The sequence below is a fragment of the Mycobacterium colombiense genome, from assembly GCF_001672755.1.
Lineage (GTDB): Bacteria > Actinomycetota > Actinomycetes > Mycobacteriales > Mycobacteriaceae > Mycobacterium > Mycobacterium colombiense_C.
Window position 1 is genome coordinate 26,088 of the sequence record NZ_LZKI01000197.1, and the last position, 17,733, is coordinate 43,820.

9 protein-coding genes are annotated in these 17,733 nt (G+C 68.5%); 6 read left to right on the forward strand and 3 right to left on the reverse strand.

What is annotated here, in order from left to right; all coding sequences use genetic code 11:
• The first annotated feature begins 19 nt into the window (after nucleotides 1–19).
• The 3 genes from dapC (at nucleotide 20) to pks2 (ending at nucleotide 10,338) form a co-directional block, all read left to right on the forward strand.
• Nucleotides 20–1,105: a succinyldiaminopimelate transaminase gene (dapC, locus tag A5708_RS25575; RefSeq protein WP_155766193.1), complete on the forward strand. Its 1,086-nt coding sequence runs from the start codon at nucleotides 20–22 to the stop codon at nucleotides 1,103–1,105.
• Between the two features lie 89 nt (nucleotides 1,106–1,194).
• Nucleotides 1,195–3,558 carry an APC family permease gene (locus A5708_RS25580; RefSeq protein WP_065031333.1) on the forward strand — a complete coding sequence of 788 codons (2,364 nt, stop codon included), beginning with the start codon at nucleotides 1,195–1,197 and terminating at the stop codon, nucleotides 3,556–3,558.
• A gap of 435 nt (nucleotides 3,559–3,993) precedes the next feature.
• Entirely contained in the window at nucleotides 3,994–10,338 is a 6,345-nt protein-coding gene (gene pks2 / locus A5708_RS25585; protein WP_065031283.1) for a sulfolipid-1 biosynthesis phthioceranic/hydroxyphthioceranic acid synthase, read from the forward strand.
• 20 nt (nucleotides 10,339–10,358) lie between these two features.
• Here the strand turns inward: pks2 and A5708_RS25590 are convergent, their stop codons facing one another.
• Nucleotides 10,359–11,489 (reverse strand): PPE family protein, encoded by a 1,131-nt coding sequence (locus A5708_RS25590; protein WP_065031284.1) that lies wholly within the window; start codon nucleotides 11,487–11,489, stop codon nucleotides 10,359–10,361.
• A gap of 72 nt (nucleotides 11,490–11,561) precedes the next feature.
• Nucleotides 11,562–12,755: a PPE family protein gene (locus A5708_RS25595; RefSeq protein ID WP_065031285.1), complete on the reverse strand. Its 1,194-nt coding sequence runs from the start codon at nucleotides 12,753–12,755 to the stop codon at nucleotides 11,562–11,564.
• Nucleotides 12,756–13,617: 862 nt separating this feature from the next.
• Here A5708_RS25595 and cysC point away from each other — a divergent pair.
• The 3 genes from cysC to A5708_RS25610 all read left to right on the forward strand — a co-directional run bounded on the left by cysC (nucleotide 13,618) and on the right by A5708_RS25610 (nucleotide 15,946).
• The gene (gene cysC, locus A5708_RS25600; RefSeq protein WP_065031286.1) at nucleotides 13,618–14,286 is read left to right on the forward strand and encodes an adenylyl-sulfate kinase; all 669 of its coding nucleotides are present in this window, start codon (nucleotides 13,618–13,620) and stop codon (nucleotides 14,284–14,286) included.
• 74 nt (nucleotides 14,287–14,360) lie between these two features.
• Nucleotides 14,361–15,620, forward strand: a complete 1,260-nt coding sequence (sat, locus tag A5708_RS25605; protein ID WP_065031287.1) for a sulfate adenylyltransferase — start codon at nucleotides 14,361–14,363, stop codon at nucleotides 15,618–15,620.
• Nucleotides 15,617–15,946 carry a DUF6955 family protein gene (locus A5708_RS25610; RefSeq protein WP_065031288.1) on the forward strand — a complete coding sequence of 110 codons (330 nt, stop codon included), beginning with the start codon at nucleotides 15,617–15,619 and terminating at the stop codon, nucleotides 15,944–15,946. The genes sat and A5708_RS25610 overlap by 4 nt, the downstream gene beginning before the upstream one ends.
• 2 nt (nucleotides 15,947–15,948) lie before the next feature.
• Here the strand turns inward: A5708_RS25610 and fadD21 are convergent, their stop codons facing one another.
• Complete coding sequence (gene fadD21 / locus A5708_RS25615) at nucleotides 15,949–17,685, reverse strand: fatty-acid--AMP ligase FAAL21/FadD21 (RefSeq protein WP_065031289.1); 1,737 nt, start codon at nucleotides 17,683–17,685, stop codon at nucleotides 15,949–15,951.
• Nucleotides 17,686–17,733 lie beyond the last annotated feature (48 nt).

Consider the following 17,733-nt stretch of genomic DNA (forward strand, 5'->3'; position numbering starts at 1 on the left):
CAAAAAGCGCCGGCCGGCGGTGTCGGCGTCCCTGCCGGAGTTCCCCTGGGACACCCTGGCCGACGCGAAGGCGCAGGCCGGCAACCATCGGGACGGGATCGTCGACCTCTCCGTCGGCACCCCGGTCGACCCGGTCGCTCCCGTGATCCAGGAGGCGCTGGCCGCCGCAGCTTCGGCGTCGGGCTATCCCGCCACCGCGGGCACCGCCCGGCTGCGCGAATCGGCGGTCGCCGCGCTGGACCGCCGGTTCGGCATCACGGGGCTCACCGAGGCGGCCGTGCTCCCGGTCATCGGCAGCAAGGAGCTCATCGCCTGGCTGCCCACGCTGCTGGGCCTGGGCCCCGCGGACCTGATCGTGGTGCCCGAGTTGGCGTATCCGACGTATGACGTCGGGGCCAGGCTGGCCGGGGCGCGGGTGCTGCGCGCGGATTCGCTGACGCAGCTGGGCCCGCAATCGCCGTCGCTGTACTACCTGAACTCGCCGAGCAATCCGACCGGACGCGTCCTAGGGGTCGATCACCTGCGCAAAGTGGTCGGCTGGGCCCGCGACAGGGGCTGCCTGGTGGCCTCCGACGAGTGCTATCTGGGGCTGGGCTGGGACGATCAGCCGCTGTCGATCCTGCATCCCTCGGTGTGCGATGGCGACCACGCCGGCCTGCTCGCCATCCACTCCCTGTCGAAGAGCTCCTCGCTGGCCGGGTACCGGGCCGGTTTCGTCGCAGGAGACCCCGAGCTGGTCGCCGAGCTGCTCGCCGTGCGCAAGCACGCCGGGATGATGGTGCCGACGCCGGTGCAGGCGGCCATGGTGGCGGCCCTGGACGACGACGCCCACGAGCTGGCGCAGCGGGAGCGCTACGAACGGCGCCGCGCGGCCCTGCTGCCCGCGCTGCGGTCGGCCGGCTTCACCATCGACTACTCCGAGGCCGGCCTCTATCTGTGGGCCACCCGCGGCGAGCCGTGCCATGACAGCGTCGCGTGGCTGGCGCAGCGCGGCATCCTGGTGGCGCCGGGCGATTTCTACGGGCCGCGCGGTGCGCAGCACGTGCGGGTCGCACTGACCGCCAGCGACGAGCGGATCGCCGCCGCCGTGCAGCGGCTCGCCTAGCCCGGCGCGCACCGCGTGGGCGCCCGGGGCGGCCGGGCGTGCACAATGCATCGGAGGCGTTTCACGTTCTCTGGGTAAGGACGGTGCTCGTGACCAGTGCGACCGGCAAGCTGCGCATCCCGCTTTCGCTAGGGGACATCGCCAGGCGGGTGTTCCTCGGAAAGCCGTTGATCACCGAGGACATCGCATCCGAGAAACTATCGAATTCCGTTGCGCTAGGCGCACTTTCGCCTGACGCTGTTTCCTCTGTCGCGTACGGTCCGGAGCAGATCCTGATCGAACTGTTGCCCCACGCCGGGCTGGCCGCATTCCTGCTTCTGCTGCCCATCACCGGTGTCATCCTGTTGATCCTGGTGCTGGTGGCCGCCTCGTATCGGCAGGTGGTCATGGCCTACACCCGGGCCGGCGGTTCGTACATCGTCGCGCGCGACAATTTCGGGCCCAAGGTTGCGCAGATCGCCGCGGCTGCCCTGTTGATCGACTATGTGGTCACGGTCGCGGTGCAGTCTGCGGCCGGGACCGTCGCGGTGGTTTCGGCGATTCCCGCGCTGGGCCCGTACAGCCTCGAGCTCACCGTCGCCGTGGTGCTCGTGATCTGCTATGCCAACCTGCGGGGCCTGAAGGAAGCGGGGTTGCCGTTCGCGGTGGCGACCTACTCCTTCATCGTGATGGTCGGGCTGACCATCGTGGTGGGCGTCGTCCGCGCGGCCATGGGGAACCTGCCGATCTACGATCCCGCCCACATGGCCGGCACGGTGCCGGTGCACCAGGGCAACGGGCTGGTGCTGGGCGCCACGATCTTGGTGCTGCTGCGGGCGTTCGCCAACGGCGGTTCGTCGCTGACCGGGGTCGAGGCGATCTCCAACACGGTCGATTACTTCCGAAAGCCCCAGGGCCGCAACGCGCGTCGAGTGCTGACCGCGATGGCCACCGTCCTCGGCCTGCTGCTGGCAGGCGTCGCCTACCTGGCCCACGTCACCCACGCGACGCCGTACCTGACGGAGTACCCCTCGGTGCTGTCGCAGATCGGCCGCGCCGTCTTCGGCACCGGCACCGTCGGCGACGTCTTCTACGTCATGGTCCAGGCGGCGACGGCGGCGATCTTGTTCACCGGCGCCAACACCAGCTTCAACGGCTTTCCGGCCCTGGCCAGTTTCGTCGCCGAGGACCGCTTCCTGCCCCGCCAGCTCACCAAACGTGGCCACCGCCTGGTGTTCTCGAACGGGATCATCACCCTGACGGCGCTGTCCGTCGCGTTGCTGGTGGCTACCGGCGGGTCGGTGAACGCGCTGGTGCCCTTCTACGCGATCGGCGTGTTCACCGGCTTCTCGATGGCCGGCTACGGGATGACCAAACACCATCTGACGCACCGGGAACCGGGCTGGCGACGCCGGCTGGCGATCAACCTATCCGCGGCGGTCCTGTCGACGATCGTGGTGGGCATCTTCGCGGTGGCGAAGTTCACCGAGGGCGCCTGGCTGGTGGTCGTCGTGTTCCCCTTGTTGGTGTTCATGCTGACCCGGCTCAACCGCGAATACCGCGCCGAGGCGGCCATCCTCGAGATGTTCCGCACCGACCGCCCGGAGCTGGTGAAGTACTCGCGGCACCGGGTGTTCGTGTTCGTCGACTCCGTCGACCTGGCGGTGATCGAGGCGTTGCGTTACGGCCGGGGCTTGCGGGCCGACGAGCTGATCGCGGTGCATTTCATGGTCGACCCGGCCCACGCCGCACTACTGCGAAAGCGTTGGGACCATTTTGAACTCGACACTCCGCTGCGGATCGTGGATTGCCCCGACCGCCGGATCAGCCGGGCCGCGCAGCTACTGGTCGCCAAGGCGCTTGAGGAGAATGCGCGCACCAATGTGACGGTGCTGCTGCCGCGTCGGACCTTCGCGCGGCTGTTGGGCCGAGTGCTGCACGACCGCACCGCCGACAAGATCTCGCGAGCGGTCAGCCTGATCCCCGACGCCGCGGCGACGATCGTGCCCTACGACGTCGAATCACGGATCAGGGAGGCCTACCCCGACACCTTCGAGCAAAAGATCGGGGAGGGCGTCGACAAGCTCGAGGCGTGGGTGTCCCAGGACGAGGACCGGAAGGTCGACGCCTACGAACACCCGGACCGGCCCCGGTCGGTGATCATGGTGGCGGGCCTGATCTCCGGGCAGCGCGCCAGCGTCGAGGGGCGCGTCAGCGAGGTCGAAGACGTCACCACCCGCGGCCGGACCCACCGGCAGATCGTCGTCGGAGACAGCACCGGCGAAATGACCGTCACCTTCCGCCCGGGCAACGGGGGCGCCGACATCCAGCCCGGGCAGGTACTGAGGATCACCGGGAAGGCCCGCCAGACCGGCACCCGGGCCATCTCGATGCTCGACCCGGCATATCAGGTCATCGAGGACCCCGCGAAGGACGCCGAATCCGGGGATTCCGACCGAGACGGCGATACGTAGCCCCGCGCGTCCGGCACCCCGAACGAATTACTTTGGAAACAAAGAAATTTCGGCGCCGCTCCCGGTCGGCGCAGCCGTCGCCGGCGGCGCAGCGCGACGACACCGGGCATTGACGGCGGCCGACGGTACGCGATCCCCCGGGGTAGGGGCGGCGGCCGTGCGTCGCGGCCCACCGGCGGGACCGGGATTTTCGGAATTGCGTAGTCACGGCGCGGGTTTCGCGCCACTCGGGACTTCCCGTCAAGTTTTCGATACGCCCAGACGAGATTACTCACTCCCGCTAAGCTGACGGCATTCGAATGTAAACTGACACGTGCATAATTACGCCGGAAACACGTGAGAAAGATGGTGCGCGCCGAGGCTCAGGGGCCCCGGTGCGCACGCGCGGCTATCGAATGCCCGAGGTAAGTGGGCGAGGATAGGGGAACTTGCACTTTGCGTGCCGCACACGCCACACCCGTTGCCGTCATCGGGATGGCCTGCCGACTCCCCGGCGGGATCGACTCCCCGCAACGCCTCTGGGACGCGCTGCTGCGCGGTGACGACCTCGTTGGCGAAATTCCCGCCGACCGGTGGGATGCGGATCTGTTCTACGACCCCGAGCCCGGCGTACCCGGCCGATCGGTAACCCGCTGGGGCGCGTTCCTCGACGACGTCGGCGGCTTCGACTGCGACTTCTTCGGAATGACCGAGCGCGAGGCCACCGCGATCGACCCGCAACACCGCCTGCTGCTGGAGACATCCTGGGATGCCCTTGAGCACGCCGGCCTGGACCCCGCTTCCCTGATCCACTCGCAGACCGGAGTGTTCGTCGGCCTGACGCACGGCGACTACGAACTGCTGGCCGCCGACTGCGGCGCGGCCGAAGGGCCGTACGGATTCACCGGCACCAGCAACAGCTTCGCGTCCGGGCGGGTGGCCTACACCCTCGGCCTGCACGGTCCGGCGGTCACGGTGGACACGGCGTGCTCGTCGGGGCTGATGGCCGTCCACCAGGCGTGCGGCAGTCTCGGCAGCGGCGAATCCGACCTCACCCTGGCCGGTGGCGTCGTGGTGACCCTGGAACCGCGCAAGTCCGTTTCGGGTTCGCTGCAGGGCATGCTGTCCCCGACCGGACGCTGCCACGCCTTCGACGTCCGCGCCGACGGCTTCGTGTCCGGGGAGGGCTGCGTCATGCTGCTGCTGAAGCGGCTCGACGACGCGCAGCGCGACGGCGACCGCATCCTGGCGGTGCTGCGCGGCACCGCGGCCAATCAGGACGGCCGCACCGTGAACATCGCGGCGCCGTCGGAAGCGGCTCAGGTCGCCGTCTACCGGAAGGCCCTGGAGATCGCGGCGGTCGACGCGGCCACGATCGGGTTGGTCGAGGCGCACGGCACCGGCACCCCGGTCGGCGATCCAATCGAATTCGCCAGCCTGGCCGCGGTATACGGCACCGGCAGCCGCTGCGCCCTGGGATCGGTGAAGACCAACTTCGGCCACACGCAGTCGACGTCCGGGCCGCTGGGACTGATGAAGGCGATCCTCGCGCTGCAGCACGCCGTGGTACCCCAGAACCTGCACTTCACCCGACTCCCCGACGAGATGGCCCGGATCGCTACAAATCTTTTTGTGCCGCAGAGTAATACGCCCTGGCCCACCAATGGCCACCACCCGCGACGCGCCGCGGTGTCGTCATACGGGATGTCGGGCACCAACGTGCACGCCATCCTGGAACAGGCCCCCGAACAGGCACCGGCGCAGGTGTCCGGCGAACCGGCGGGCTCGCCGCTACTGTTTCCCCTGTCGGCCACCTCCGCCGAGCAGCTGCGTGTCACGGCCGCCCGGCTGGCGGACTGGCTGGACGAGCGCGGCGCCCTGGACGGCGAAAGTAGCGCGGGCCTACGGGATCTGGGCTACACGCTGGCGCGCCGGCGGGCGCACCGGCCGGTGCGGACCGTGCTCTCGGCCAACAGTCTCGGCGAGTTGCGCACCGGGTTGCGCGCGGTCGCCGACAGCGACATCCCGTACCAGCCCGCGGTGGGGCAAGGTGACCGCGGACCGGTGTGGGTTTTCTCCGGCCAGGGTTCGCAATGGCCGAAGATGGGCGCCGAACTACTGGCCGAGGAGCCGGTGTTCGCCACGACCATCGCGGCCATCGAGCCGCTGATCGCCGCGGAATCCGGCTTTTCGGTGACCGAAGCCTTGTCGGCGCCGGAGACGATGGCCGGCATCGACAAGGTGCAGCCGACGATCTTCGCGATGCAGGTCGCGCTCGCCGAGACGATGAAGTGCTACGGGGTGCGCCCCGGCGCCGTCATCGGGCATTCGCTCGGAGAATCGGCCGCGGCCGTCGTCGCCGGCGGGTTGTCGGTCGCCGACGGTGTGCGCGTCATCTGCCGTCGCTCGAAGCTGATGGCGCGGATCGCGGGCAGCGGCGCGATGGCATCGGTGGAACTGCCGGGGCAGCAGGTGTTGTCCGAGCTTTCGATTCGCGGCATCTCCGACGTGGTGCTCTCCGTGGTCGCGTCGCCGACATCGACCGTCGTCGGCGGTGACACGCAGATCATCCGCGATCTGGTCGCGGCCTGGCAGCAGCAGGACGTGATGGCGCGCGAGGTGGCCGTGGACGTCGCCTCGCATTCTCCGCAGGTGGAACCGATCCTCGACGAGCTGGTCGAGGCCCTCGCCGAGTTGCAACCGACGGCGCCCGAGGTTCCGTACTATTCCGCGACACTGTGGGATCCGCGCGAACGACCGTCGTTCACCGGCGACTACTGGGCCGAAAACCTGCGCCACACAGTGCGATTCGCGGCCGCGGTGCAGGCGGCCCTCAAGGATGGGTTCCGCGTCTTCGGTGAGCTGGCGCCACATCCGCTGCTGACGCACGCCGTCGAGCAGAACGCCGGCAGCCTGGACATGCCGATCGCCGCCCTGCCGGCCATGCGCCGCGACCAAGAGCTGCCGTTCGGTTTGCGCGGCTTCGTCGCCGACGTGCACAGCGCCGGCGCCCGGGTCGACTTCGCCGTCCAGTACCCGACCGGCCGATTGGTGGATGCCCCGCTACCGACGTGGACCCGCCGCCGGCTGATGCTCAGCCGGGAGGCGAACGAGCAGGCTTACGGCGCCTCGGTCCAGGCGGTGCACCCCCTGCTCGGTGCGCACGTGCATCTGCGGGAGGAACCCGAGCGCCACGTCTGGCAGGGCGACATCGGCACCGGCGCCCACCCGTGGCTCGCAGACCACCAGATACACAGTGTCGCGGCGTTTCCCGCCGCCGCCTATTGCGAGATGGCGCTCGCGGCCGCGCGCGCGATCCTCGGGGAAGGCGCCGAGGTTCGCGACGTCGCGTTCGAGCGGACGCTGTTGCTGGGCGACGAGACGCCGGCGTCGTCTGTCGCGACGGTCGCCGCGCCGGGCGTCCTCGACTTCACCGTGGACACCCACGAGGACGGCGAACGCGTCCGCCGGGCGAGCGCGGTCCTGCATGCCGGCGCGGGAGACGGCGCGGACTCGGCCGAGCCGCAGCATCCGCCCGCGCACGACGTGGACACGCTGATCGCCAACCACCCGTCACGCATGGACGCTGCGGAATTGCGAAAGGCGTTTGACGCCACGGGAATTCACTATGGGCCGGCATTTTCGGGTCTGGCCGCGGTGCTGGTTGCCGACGGGGAGATCACCACGGTGCTTGCCGAAGTGGCACTGCCTGGCGCCATTCGCTCGCAGCAGTCGGCCTACGCCGCGCACCCGGCTCTGCTCGACGCGTGCTTCCAGTCGGTCGTCGTTTCACCCGAGGTGCAGAAGGCCGGTGCCGGCGGCCTGCTATTGCCGGTCGGCGTGCGCAGGCTGCGCAACTATCACTCGACGCGTAACGCGCGATACTGCCTCACCCGGGTCACGTCCTGGCAACCCGGCGAATGCGAGGCGGACCTCGACGTGCTGGACCGGTCCGGGACCGTGCTGTTGACCGTCGAGGGACTCCGGCTGTCCGGCGGCACGTCCGAACACGAACACGCTTACCGGCTGCTCAACGAGCGGTTGTTGACCATCGAGTGGGAGGCCCGGGAGCTGCCCGAGGCCGCGCACGGCGAGCCCGGCTCGTGGGTGCTGCTCGACGCGTCCGAGGATCACGACCCGTTGCCGGTGCGGCTCGCGGAGGTGCTGAATTCCGGTGGCTCGCAATGCACAACGGTGCCGGTGCCGCTCGGGGCCGTCGACGCCGCACAGCTGCGGACGCTGCTGTCCGGCGCCGGCGCGACCGCCTCCAACGGTCACCGCCCGCTGAAGGGGCTGACCGGCGTGGTGGTGGTGGCCGCGGCGTCCGCGGGCGACCCCCACACGCAGCGGCGCGGCCGGGATCACGTGTCGCACCTCGCGGCCGTCGCCCGCGAGCTCTCGGAGCTGCCGGGGGAGTCGCCGCGGCTGTACGTGGTGACCCGCCACGCCGCGAGCGTTTCAGCCGGTGATACGGCGAACCTCGCGCAGGCCGGGCTGCGCGGACTGATGCGGGTGATCGACTCCGAGCATCCGCATCTGAGCGCCACCCAGATCGATGTTGACGACGCGACCGATCCCGAACAGGTTGCGCTGCAATTGAAAAGCGGATCAGAAGAGGACGAGACCGCCTGGCGCGGCGGGCAGTGGTACGCCGCGCGGCTGCGGCCCGGTCCGCTCCGCCCGACCGAGCGGCGCACCACCGTCGTCGATCACGAGCGCGACGGCATGCGCCTACAGATCCGCACCCCCGGTGACCTCGAATCGCTGGAGTTCGCCGCGTTCGACCGGGTGCCGCCGGGGCCGGGGGAGATCGAGGTGGCTGTGTCGTCGTCGACCGTCAACTTCGCGGATGTGCTTGTCGCCTTTGGCCGTTACCCCACGTTCGAGGGTTACCAGCAGCAGTTGGGCGGCGACTTCGCCGGCGTGGTGACCGCCGTCGGCCCGGACGTCACCGAGCACAAGGTCGGCGACCACGTCGGCGGAATGTCCCGCAACGGATGCTGGGGCACGTTCGTCGTCGCCGACGCCCGGCACGCGGTTGCGCTGCCGCCCGAGATGCCGCTGAAAGAAGCGGCCGCGGTGCCGACCGCGTCCGCGACCGCGTGGTACGGCCTGCACGACCTGGCGCACATCGCACCGACCGACAAGGTCCTCATCCATTCCGGAACCGGTGGCGTCGGCCAGGCGGCCATCGCGATCGCCCGGGCCGTGGGCTGTGAGATCTTCGCGACCGCGGGCAGCCCGCAGCGCCGGAAGCTGTTGCAGGACATGGGTGTTGAACACGTCTACGACTCGCGCAGCACGGAGTTCGCCGACCAGATTCGCCGTGACACCGACGGATACGGGGTCGACGTGGTGCTCAACTCGCTGCCCGGCGCCGCGCAACGTGCGGGAATCGACTTGCTGGCCTTGGGCGGACGCTTCATCGAGCTGGGCAAGCGGGACGTCTACGGCGACACCCATCTGGGGTTGTTCCCGTTCCGGCGCAACCTGTCGCTGTTCGTCGTCGACCTCGCGCTGCTGACGTTCAGCCACCCGCACACGGTTCGGTGCCTGTTGACCACCGTGTACCAGCGCACCGCCGCCGGTGAACTGCCCTTGCCGCGCACCACGCACTATCCGCTGCACGACGCTGCCGCGGCGGTGCGTCTGGTCGCCGGCGCGGGACACACCGGCAAGGTGGTGCTGCAGGTACCGCGGGCGGGAAGCAGTGTGGCGGCGGTGCCGCCGGACAAGGTGCGGCCGTTCCGCGCCGACGGCGCCTACATCATCACCGGTGGAAACGGCGGCCTGGGCTTGTTCCTGGCCGGCGAGATGGCTTCCGCGGGCTGTGGGCGGATCGTGCTCAACTCCCGTTCGCAACCCAATGGGCAAGCGCGCGAAGCTATCGAGCTACTTCGCGGCGCAGGAGCCGACATCGCGGTGGAGTGCGGTGACATCGCCGCACCGCAAACGGCCGACCGGCTGGTGGCGTGTGCGACTGCCACCGGGCTGCCGGTGCGGGGCGTGCTGCACGCGGCGGCGGTGGTCGAGGACGCCACGCTAGCGAATGTCACCGACGAACTCATCGACCGGTGTTGGGCGCCAAAGGTCGACGGCGCGTGGAACCTTCATCACGCCCTGCGGGAAGAAAGCACCGGCCGGCCACTGGACTGGTTCTGCTCCTTCTCGTCGGCCGCCGCGCTGGTGGGGTCGCCGGGGCAGGGCGCCTACGCCGCGGCCAACGCCTGGCTGGACGCGTTCGCGTATTGGCGCCGCGCCCAGGGTCTTCCGGCCACCTCGATCGCGTGGGGCGCGTGGTCCGAGGTCGGCCGCGCCACGGCCCTTGCCGAGGACGCCGGCGTCGCGATCACGCCGGACGAGGGTTTCCGCGCCTTCGAAACGCTGCTGCGCTACGACCGCCCCTATTCGGGCTACGCGCCGATCACAGGGACGCCATGGTTGGCATCCTTCGCGCAACGCAGCCGCTTCGCCGAGGCGTTCGGCTCGTCGGGCCAAGGCAAGCCGGACACCGGCAAGTTCCTCGCCGAGCTGCGGGCGCTGCCACGCGAGGAATGGCCGTCGGCCGTCCGCCGGCTGGTATCGGGTCAGATCAGCCTATTGCTCCGGCGCACAATCGATCCGGATCGGCCGCTGTCCGACTACGGCCTGGACTCGCTGGGGAACCTGGAGCTGCGGACCCGCATCGAAACCGAAACGGGTATCCGCGTCAGCCCCACCAAGATCACCACCGTCCGCGGTTTGGCCGACCATCTGTGCGACGAGCTGGCCGATCTGGAAGCCGCGCCGTCAGCATCCTGACCCGCGGTTGAAATGGCCGGCTATCCGCCGTATGCGGGACGCGGCATGCTGAAGGGGCGACGCCCGTTGCGCAGTACCGGGACACCGGCCCGGTCCGCGGTGCGCATCGCCGGCAGCGTCCCCAGGCCGCCCGATGGGTGCGGCGCGGAAGCCGGGACCGCACGAAATATGTTGGCCGACAACGAGGGATGACCCTCGGTAGCGACGCCGGCCGGATTCGCGACCGTCCAGGTCTGCGGGACGGACAATTTTCCCACCAGCGACGCCCGGCCGACACCGGCGAGCGCCGGACCTCGCACGGCCGGGATGTCCGGCAATATCGGAACAGCGCCGCCCGCGGCCTTGGCCGCCTGGACGTCGGACAGGTCGAGCCCGTATCCCAATTGTCCCCACCCCAACAACGTGCGGGCCCCCGCCAAAAACGTCTGTCCCGGTGTGGAGACGACCGTATTGAAGTCGCTGACCGAACCGATGAGTGCCGACGAACCCGAGGCGGATGTCCCGGAAGGGTCCGCGGCGGAGGTGTTCGTGGGCAGCCCCGAGGCGACCGCGGCCCGGGCCTGCCCCGCGGACGCACTCGCGGCTCGGTTGACCGCGGCGGCCCGATCCGATTGGCCGTGCGCGGTTGTCGTTCGGGGCGGCTGCGTGAACGGCGTGAGGGTGGTTGCGGCCGACGACGATGCGGCGTAGCCGTACATGGCGGTGGCATCCTGGGCCCACATCTCCGAGTATGCGGTCTCGGTGGCCGCGATCGCCTGCGCGTTCTGCCCGAAGAAGTTGGTCGCAATCAGGGTGGAGAGCGCAAGCCGGTTGGCGGCGACCACGTGTGGCGGCACCGTCGCGGCGAACGCCGCTTCATAGGCGGCCGCCGCGGCCCGTGCTTGCGCGCCGGCCCGGGCGGCGTGGGCCGCCGTGGTGGTCGCCCACGACACATAAGGTTCGACAGCCACCGTCATCGCCGTGCAAGCATCGCCGGACCACGCCTGGCCGCGCAGCTCCGACAGCGCGGCGCAATACCCGGCGGTGAAGGACTCCAGTTGCGCGGCAAGCTCGTCCCACGCCGATGCAGCCGCCGTCATCGGACCCGAACCCGGGCCGGAATACATTCTGGCCGAATTGATCTCGGGTGGCAGCGCCCCGAAATCAAGCATCGGCGATCCTTTCTGAACGAGCACGCGCGGTCGCTGCAGGCGTGCCTGCAGCAAGGGGTGGAACCAGAGCGGCTACCCGCCGGCGGAAGGGCGCGGCATCTTGAATTGACGCGGCGTTACGCGCAGCACGTTGTTGACCGAGGGCCGCGACAAGAGTCCCGACGTGGACCCCGCCGCCGCCGGTGCCCCGTTCCACATGGTGGTCGCCGGGCCCTCGTGCCACGACGGGCCCCCGTCGAGCTCGGCGTCCGACAACCAGTGCGCCTCGGCGACGCTGGTGACCGCCGGATTTGTCGCCGCCCAGCTTTGCGGGACGGACAACCGGCCTACCGTGGTCGCGCTGCCCGTGCTCGCCAGGGTCGGACCGGCTACGACTGCCGCGCCGGTCGAGGCCCCGGCCGCCGCGGCGGGGGCCGCGGCGGCTTTGGCGGCTTGGCCCGCCGCCTGAAGATTGGAGCGGAACAGCCCGGTGCCGAAGGTTCCCGCGGACGTGACCGTGCGGCTCATGGCGTCGCCGAGGTTCACCGGTGCCGTCAGCGTGTTGAAATCGCTCACCGCGCCCAGCGCGGAGGACGACCCCGACGACGAGGACGAGCCCGAAGACCCTGCGGTGGACAGGGTTTGCAGCTGTTGCGGCACGGTCGACATCGTGCGGGACAGGACGGCGTGCGACTGTCCGGCCGCCGAGTCGCCGGCTGCGTGGGCCACCGCGGCGGTCTGGGTGGATTGCCCGTCGGCGGTCGTGGTCTGGGGCGGTTGGCCGAATTGCCTGAGCGTGGTCGCACCCGACGACGATGCGGCGTAGCCGTACATCGCGCCGGCATCTTGGGCCCACATCTCGGAGTAGGCGCCCTCGGTGGACCCGATCATCGCGGTGTTCTGCCCCAAGAGGTTGCTGGCGACCAGCTGCGTCAACAGGGTGCGGTTGGCCGTCACAATGGCGGGCGGCACGGTGGCGTCGAACGCCGTCTCATAGGCGGCCGCCGCGGCGCGGGCCTTCCCGGCGGCTTCCTCGGCCTGTGCCGCCGCGTTGGCCATCCATGCCACGTACGGAGCGGCCGCCGTGGCCATCGCGACGGACGCACCGCCAGACCAACTTTCGCCGTCCAGCCGGGCCAGCACAGCCACGTAGCCGCGCGAGGCCGTCTCGAGTCCGGTGGCCAATACGTCCCAGGCGGCCGCCGCGGCGATCAGTGGGCCCGAGCCCGGACCGGCGTACATTCTGGTCGAGTTGATTTCTGGGGGCAGCGCCCCGTAATCAAGCATTCGCCTTCCCCTGCGTTGCATCGCCGGCCGCGCGTTTGCCGACTGGATTCAGACCTGGTCGGCGCAGCCGCCGGCGACGGTAGCTACGCGCAGTCATGACGAATCCCACCGTCATCGTGTCCCGCCGCCGGGGCGCCCGATCGGGCGCGGCGGCAAAATTACTTCCGCCTGAGTCAAACCCACCGAAGGCCGCCGGACAACCCCGAACAGTGGATGTACAGAAGATTAACAGCTAACGCGACTGGCGCGCCCAAGTGGCATGCCCTGCTGAAGTGCGTTCGGGGCCGAGCTTTGTGATACCGGACGGCGATCCCGTTTGCTGTGGGCAAAGACCCGAACCCGTGGCGCCGGGTACCCGGAACCCGATCGGGATGACTCCTCGAGGCGCGGGCTACGGTGCGGCGGTGACACCGCAGGCCGCAACGGAGGTGTCGACGCGTCGCCAAGTGCATCGTGGAGCCGCCCGGGCGGGGCGGGGTTTTCCGGCGTCAACGCGCCGATCGGCCAGCCTCGCCCAGGCGCGATTTCATTTGCTGGTGAACCCAAAGCCGGGCCCGGCGCGGGACAGCGAGGCGGGTCCGCCGTGCAGTGAGACAAACTCACCTAAGTTGGCCATCTTTACTTGTGGACTGGTTCTAATCCGCATTGATTGATAAGCAATATGGTGAAGGTGTGTGGCCGGGTTCGACGCGGCGAGGCTGCCGCGCCGAAGCCGGGCGTCGGTGTCGCAGGCAAACAAATCCTGCGGGGCGGGCGCGCCGTCCTGCCGGCCGCCGGTACGGCGACCGGTGATGTGGAGGATGGCAAGTGGCCGTTAGGGTTTCGTCGATGTCGGCTGAAACGTGCTGAACAGGAGCTGGCAATGTCGAACAACATCACCTGGCATGAACACCAGATAAGCCGCGCCGAACGCGAAAGACTCAACGGCCACAAGGGCTGCGTCATCTGGTTCACCGGCCTGAGCGGCAGCGGCAAGAGCACGGTGGCCAACGTCGTCGAGCAGAAGCTCTACGCGCGGGGAATCCGCAGCTACCTGCTGGACGGGGACAACGTCCGCTATGGACTCAATGCCGGCCCGGACCTTCTCGTCGAGCGGCACGGGCCCGAGTTCGCGAAGCGGTTCGGCCTGGGATTCTCCGCCCAGGATCGCGAGGAGAACATCCGCCGTATCGGCGCGGTCGCCAAGCTGTTCTGCGAGTCCGGCACCATCGCGCTGACGGCATTCATCAGCCCGTACGTGCGTGATCGCGACGCCATCCGGGCCACCCTGAACGACGGCGATTTCCAGGAGATCTTCATCGACACCCCGATCGAGATCTGCGAGAAGCGCGACCCCAAGGGCCTCTACAAGAAAGCCCGCGCCGGCGAGATCAAAGGATTCACCGGAATCGACGATCCCTACGAGGCGCCGGCACGACCCGAGCTGCGGCTCGAAGGCGGCATGAAGGACGTGGACACATTGGCCGGGGAAGTGATCGCCCATCTCGAGCAGGCGGGCGTCATCGCGACCACGGTCCGGCCAGACGCTTAGCGGACGGGTCCGGCAGCGACGGCGTCGGGAGCCGCCCACGGGCAACCGCTGATTACCGAAACGAGGTCACTTTCATGAGCTACCAAGGCCATAACGGAAAGCCGATCGTGGAACGGGTGTCCACGGAGAATGCGGCCGCCCAGATCGAGGGGTTGCCGCGCATCCCGATCCCGAAAGCCACCGCGCACGAGGTGATCAGCCTGTCCTACGGGTTCTTCACCCCGCTGACCGGGTTCATGGGCCGGCGCGAAGTGGATGGCACGCTGGACAACTTCCAGCTGCCAGACGGCACGCTGTGGAGCATCCCCATCGTCTTCGATCTCTCCGCGGACGACGTCGAAAATTACGGGGTGAAGGAGGGCGAACGCGTCGTCCTCGAATATCTCGATGCCCCGATGGCGATCTTCGAGGTCTCCGAGATCTACGAATACGACCTGGAGCGGATGGCCGAAAAGACCTACGGCACCACTGATCCCCGACACCCAGGCGTCAAGAAGACGCTGGCATACGCGGATCGGTTCATCGGCGGCGACATCACGCTCATCAACGAGCCGGTGTTCAACGAACCCTTCAAGCGCTTCTGGCTCACACCGCGCCAGCACAAGGATGTGCTGGCCAAAAAGAACTGGACGCGCGCCGTCGCCCATCAAACCCGCAACGTGCCGCACACCGGCCACGAAGCCCTGATGAAGCAGGCGTGGCTGGCCGCGAATGAGGACCAGCCCGTCGACAACCTGAACACCGGTGTGCTGGTCAATGCCATCATCGGCCAGAAGCGCGTCGGTGACTACATCGACGAGGCAATCCTGTTGACGCAGAACGAGTTGCGAACCAGTGGGTATTTCCGCGAGGACGTCCACCTGGTGTCGTTCACGCTGTGGGACATGCGCTACGCCGGGCCCCGTGAGGCCATCTTCCACGCGATCCTGCGAACGAACCTCGGCTGTACGCATCACATGTTCGGGCGAGACCACGCCGGCGTGGGCGATTTCTACCACCCCTACGATTCCCAGAACATCCTCAAGGAACACCGCAGCGAGCTGGGCATCAAACCGGTGTTCCTGCGCGAGAACTGGTATTGCCCGGTGTGCCAGGAGGTCACCAACTCGGCCCTGTGCGGTCACGATGACCAGTCACAGAGCTTCAGCGGCAGCCTGATTCGAAGCATCCTGACCGACGAGGTCAAGCCGACTCAAAAGGTGATGCGGCACGAGGTCTTCGAAGTCGTGATGGACTGCGCCGCCAAGTACGGCCAGGGTTCGCCCTTCGTCACCGAGGAATATCTGAAAGACAGATTGCCGGTTTTTACGCTGAACCAGTTGGAGAACTCATGAGCAACGGCGAGAAGCAGATCAAGGTCAACGTCTGGATCAACGAGGAACGGCTGGAAGCGCTGGCGAATGCCGGGATGGCGGACCTTGCGATCGAGGCGTTCGCCGGCATGAAGCTACTCGAGATCTACACCACCGAAGACCAGAAAGACGCTCTGCTGCAGCGCTTTCCCGGGGCGAAGTATGACTCGGCCACCACCCGCTCGATCGAGCTGCTGCCCAAGCAGGCCAAGGACAGGCTGCTCGAACTGTCCATCAAGATGCACTCCACCGGACCCGACGTGGTAGGTCACTTCCTGGACGAAGCCCAGACGGCGAACAGCCAGTAGGGCTAAGCGTCCAGCCGGGTGAACTGCCTGCGCCGGTATCGCTCGACGCATGCGGCCCGCCGGATCTTGCCGCTGGTCGTGGTGGGAATCGATCCCGGTGCCACCAGCACCACATCGGCGACGTTGAGCCCGTGCGAGTTCGATATCGCCGCGGTGACGTCGTTCCTGACGGTGTCAAGGGTGCGCTTGGCGTCCTGGTCGGAACCGCCGCGCTTGTTCAATTCGATGATGGCGACCAGCTTTTCGGTCTCGTCCACGGGAACCGCGATCGCCGCGACGCGGCCGCCGGTGATCCGCTGCACCGTCGACTCGATGTCCTCGGGATAATGATTGCGCCCGTAGACGATCAGCAGATCTTTCATCCGGCCCACGATGAACATCTCGTCCTCGCAGACGAAGCCGAGGTCGCCGGTGCGCAGCCACGGGCCCTCGGGGGTGCCCGGCGATGGGTCGGCCAGGACGCCGCCGAAGGTGCGGCGGGTCTCCTCCGGCTTCCGCCAGTAGCCGTCGGCGACGTTGTCGCCGTTGACCCAGATCTCACCGACCGTCCCGGCCGGGCACTGTGTGCTGGTGTCCGGGTGGACGATCCGCACCGTCGGCGACGTCGGCGTGCCGTAACTCAGCAGCGGTGAACCGGTCTCTGCCGAGCACCGCTGCGCGTTGCCCTCCGACAGCTGCTCCGGTTCGAAGTGGACGACGTGCGGGGCGCCGCCCTGGGCGCGGCTGGCCACATAGACGGTGGCTTCGGCCAACCCGTAGGAGGGCTGCATCATGTGTTCGCGAAAGTTGTACGGCGCGAAACGTTTACAGAACCTGTCCAGCGTGGCGGGATGAATCCGTTCGGCGCCGCTGACGATGCTGATCACGTTGCCCAGGTCGACTCCGGTCAGGTCGTCCTCGGTGGTCTTGCGGACCGCGAGCTCGAAGGCGAAGTTCGGCGCGGCGGAGAAGACCGGATTGATCTGGGACATCGCGTGGATCCAGCGCGCCGGGCGCTGCAGGAACGCGATCGGGCTCGTCACATCGCCCAGGTAGCCGCCGAGGATCGGTGCGATGACGCCCTGCACTAACCCCATGTCGTGGTAGAAGGGCAGCCACGACACGCAGACGGTGTCGGGCGGGGCGACCCCGTCGAAGTCGGGAAAGTACGCGGCCATCAGCTGCTGGAAGTTCACGTGCAGGTTGCGGTGCGAAACCATGACGCCGGCCGGAAGGCGCGTGGAGCCCGACGTGTACTGCAGGTAGGCGATGCTCGGGGCGTCGCTGATCCGGATGCTCGACGAGTTCGGCTGGTCCAGGTCCAGCGCGTCGACGGCGATGACCGCGGGGGCGGTTGACTCCGGGCGGTGCAGATAGTCGTTGACGGTCGCGGAGGCCGCGGAGGTGGTGAGGACGACGGTGGGTGTGGTGTCCGCCAGGACGGTGGCGACGCGCTCGTCGTGCGAGCCCGGCTGCGGAACCGCGAGCGGGACCGCGATCAGCCCGGCCTGGATCGCGCCCAGGAACGCCACGATGTAGGCGAGGCCCTGGGGGGCGAGGATGACGGCGCGGTCCCCGGTGGCGCCATGCCGCTTGACCTCGTGCGCCACGTTGAGAGTTCGCCGGTACAGCTGCGCCCACGTCACGGTCTCGGTGACGCCGGCCCAGTCCTGCTCGTAATCGGTATAGCGGAACGCCACATCGTCGGGTTGCAGACCGGCGCGTTCCCGCAGCAGCGAGACAACCGACGAACCTTGCATGCGGGCTAGGGTACCGCTTGTGGATTTTCGCGCACGCCGGCCGCCGTA

Excerpts from the sequence above, each read along its gene's own strand:
- A5708_RS25610 (WP_065031288.1), top strand. The coding sequence starts at position 15,617 with ATGAGCAACGGCGAGAAGCAGATCAAGGTCAACGTCTGGATCAACGAG.
- fadD21 (WP_065031289.1), bottom strand. The coding sequence starts at position 17,685 with ATGCAAGGTTCGTCGGTTGTCTCGCTGCTGCGGGAACGCGCCGGTCTG.
- cysC (WP_065031286.1), top strand. The coding sequence starts at position 13,618 with ATGTCGAACAACATCACCTGGCATGAACACCAGATAAGCCGCGCCGAA.
- sat (WP_065031287.1), top strand. The coding sequence starts at position 14,361 with ATGAGCTACCAAGGCCATAACGGAAAGCCGATCGTGGAACGGGTGTCC.
- A5708_RS25595 (WP_065031285.1), bottom strand. The coding sequence starts at position 12,755 with ATGCTTGATTACGGGGCGCTGCCCCCAGAAATCAACTCGACCAGAATG.
- A5708_RS25590 (WP_065031284.1), bottom strand. The coding sequence starts at position 11,489 with ATGCTTGATTTCGGGGCGCTGCCACCCGAGATCAATTCGGCCAGAATG.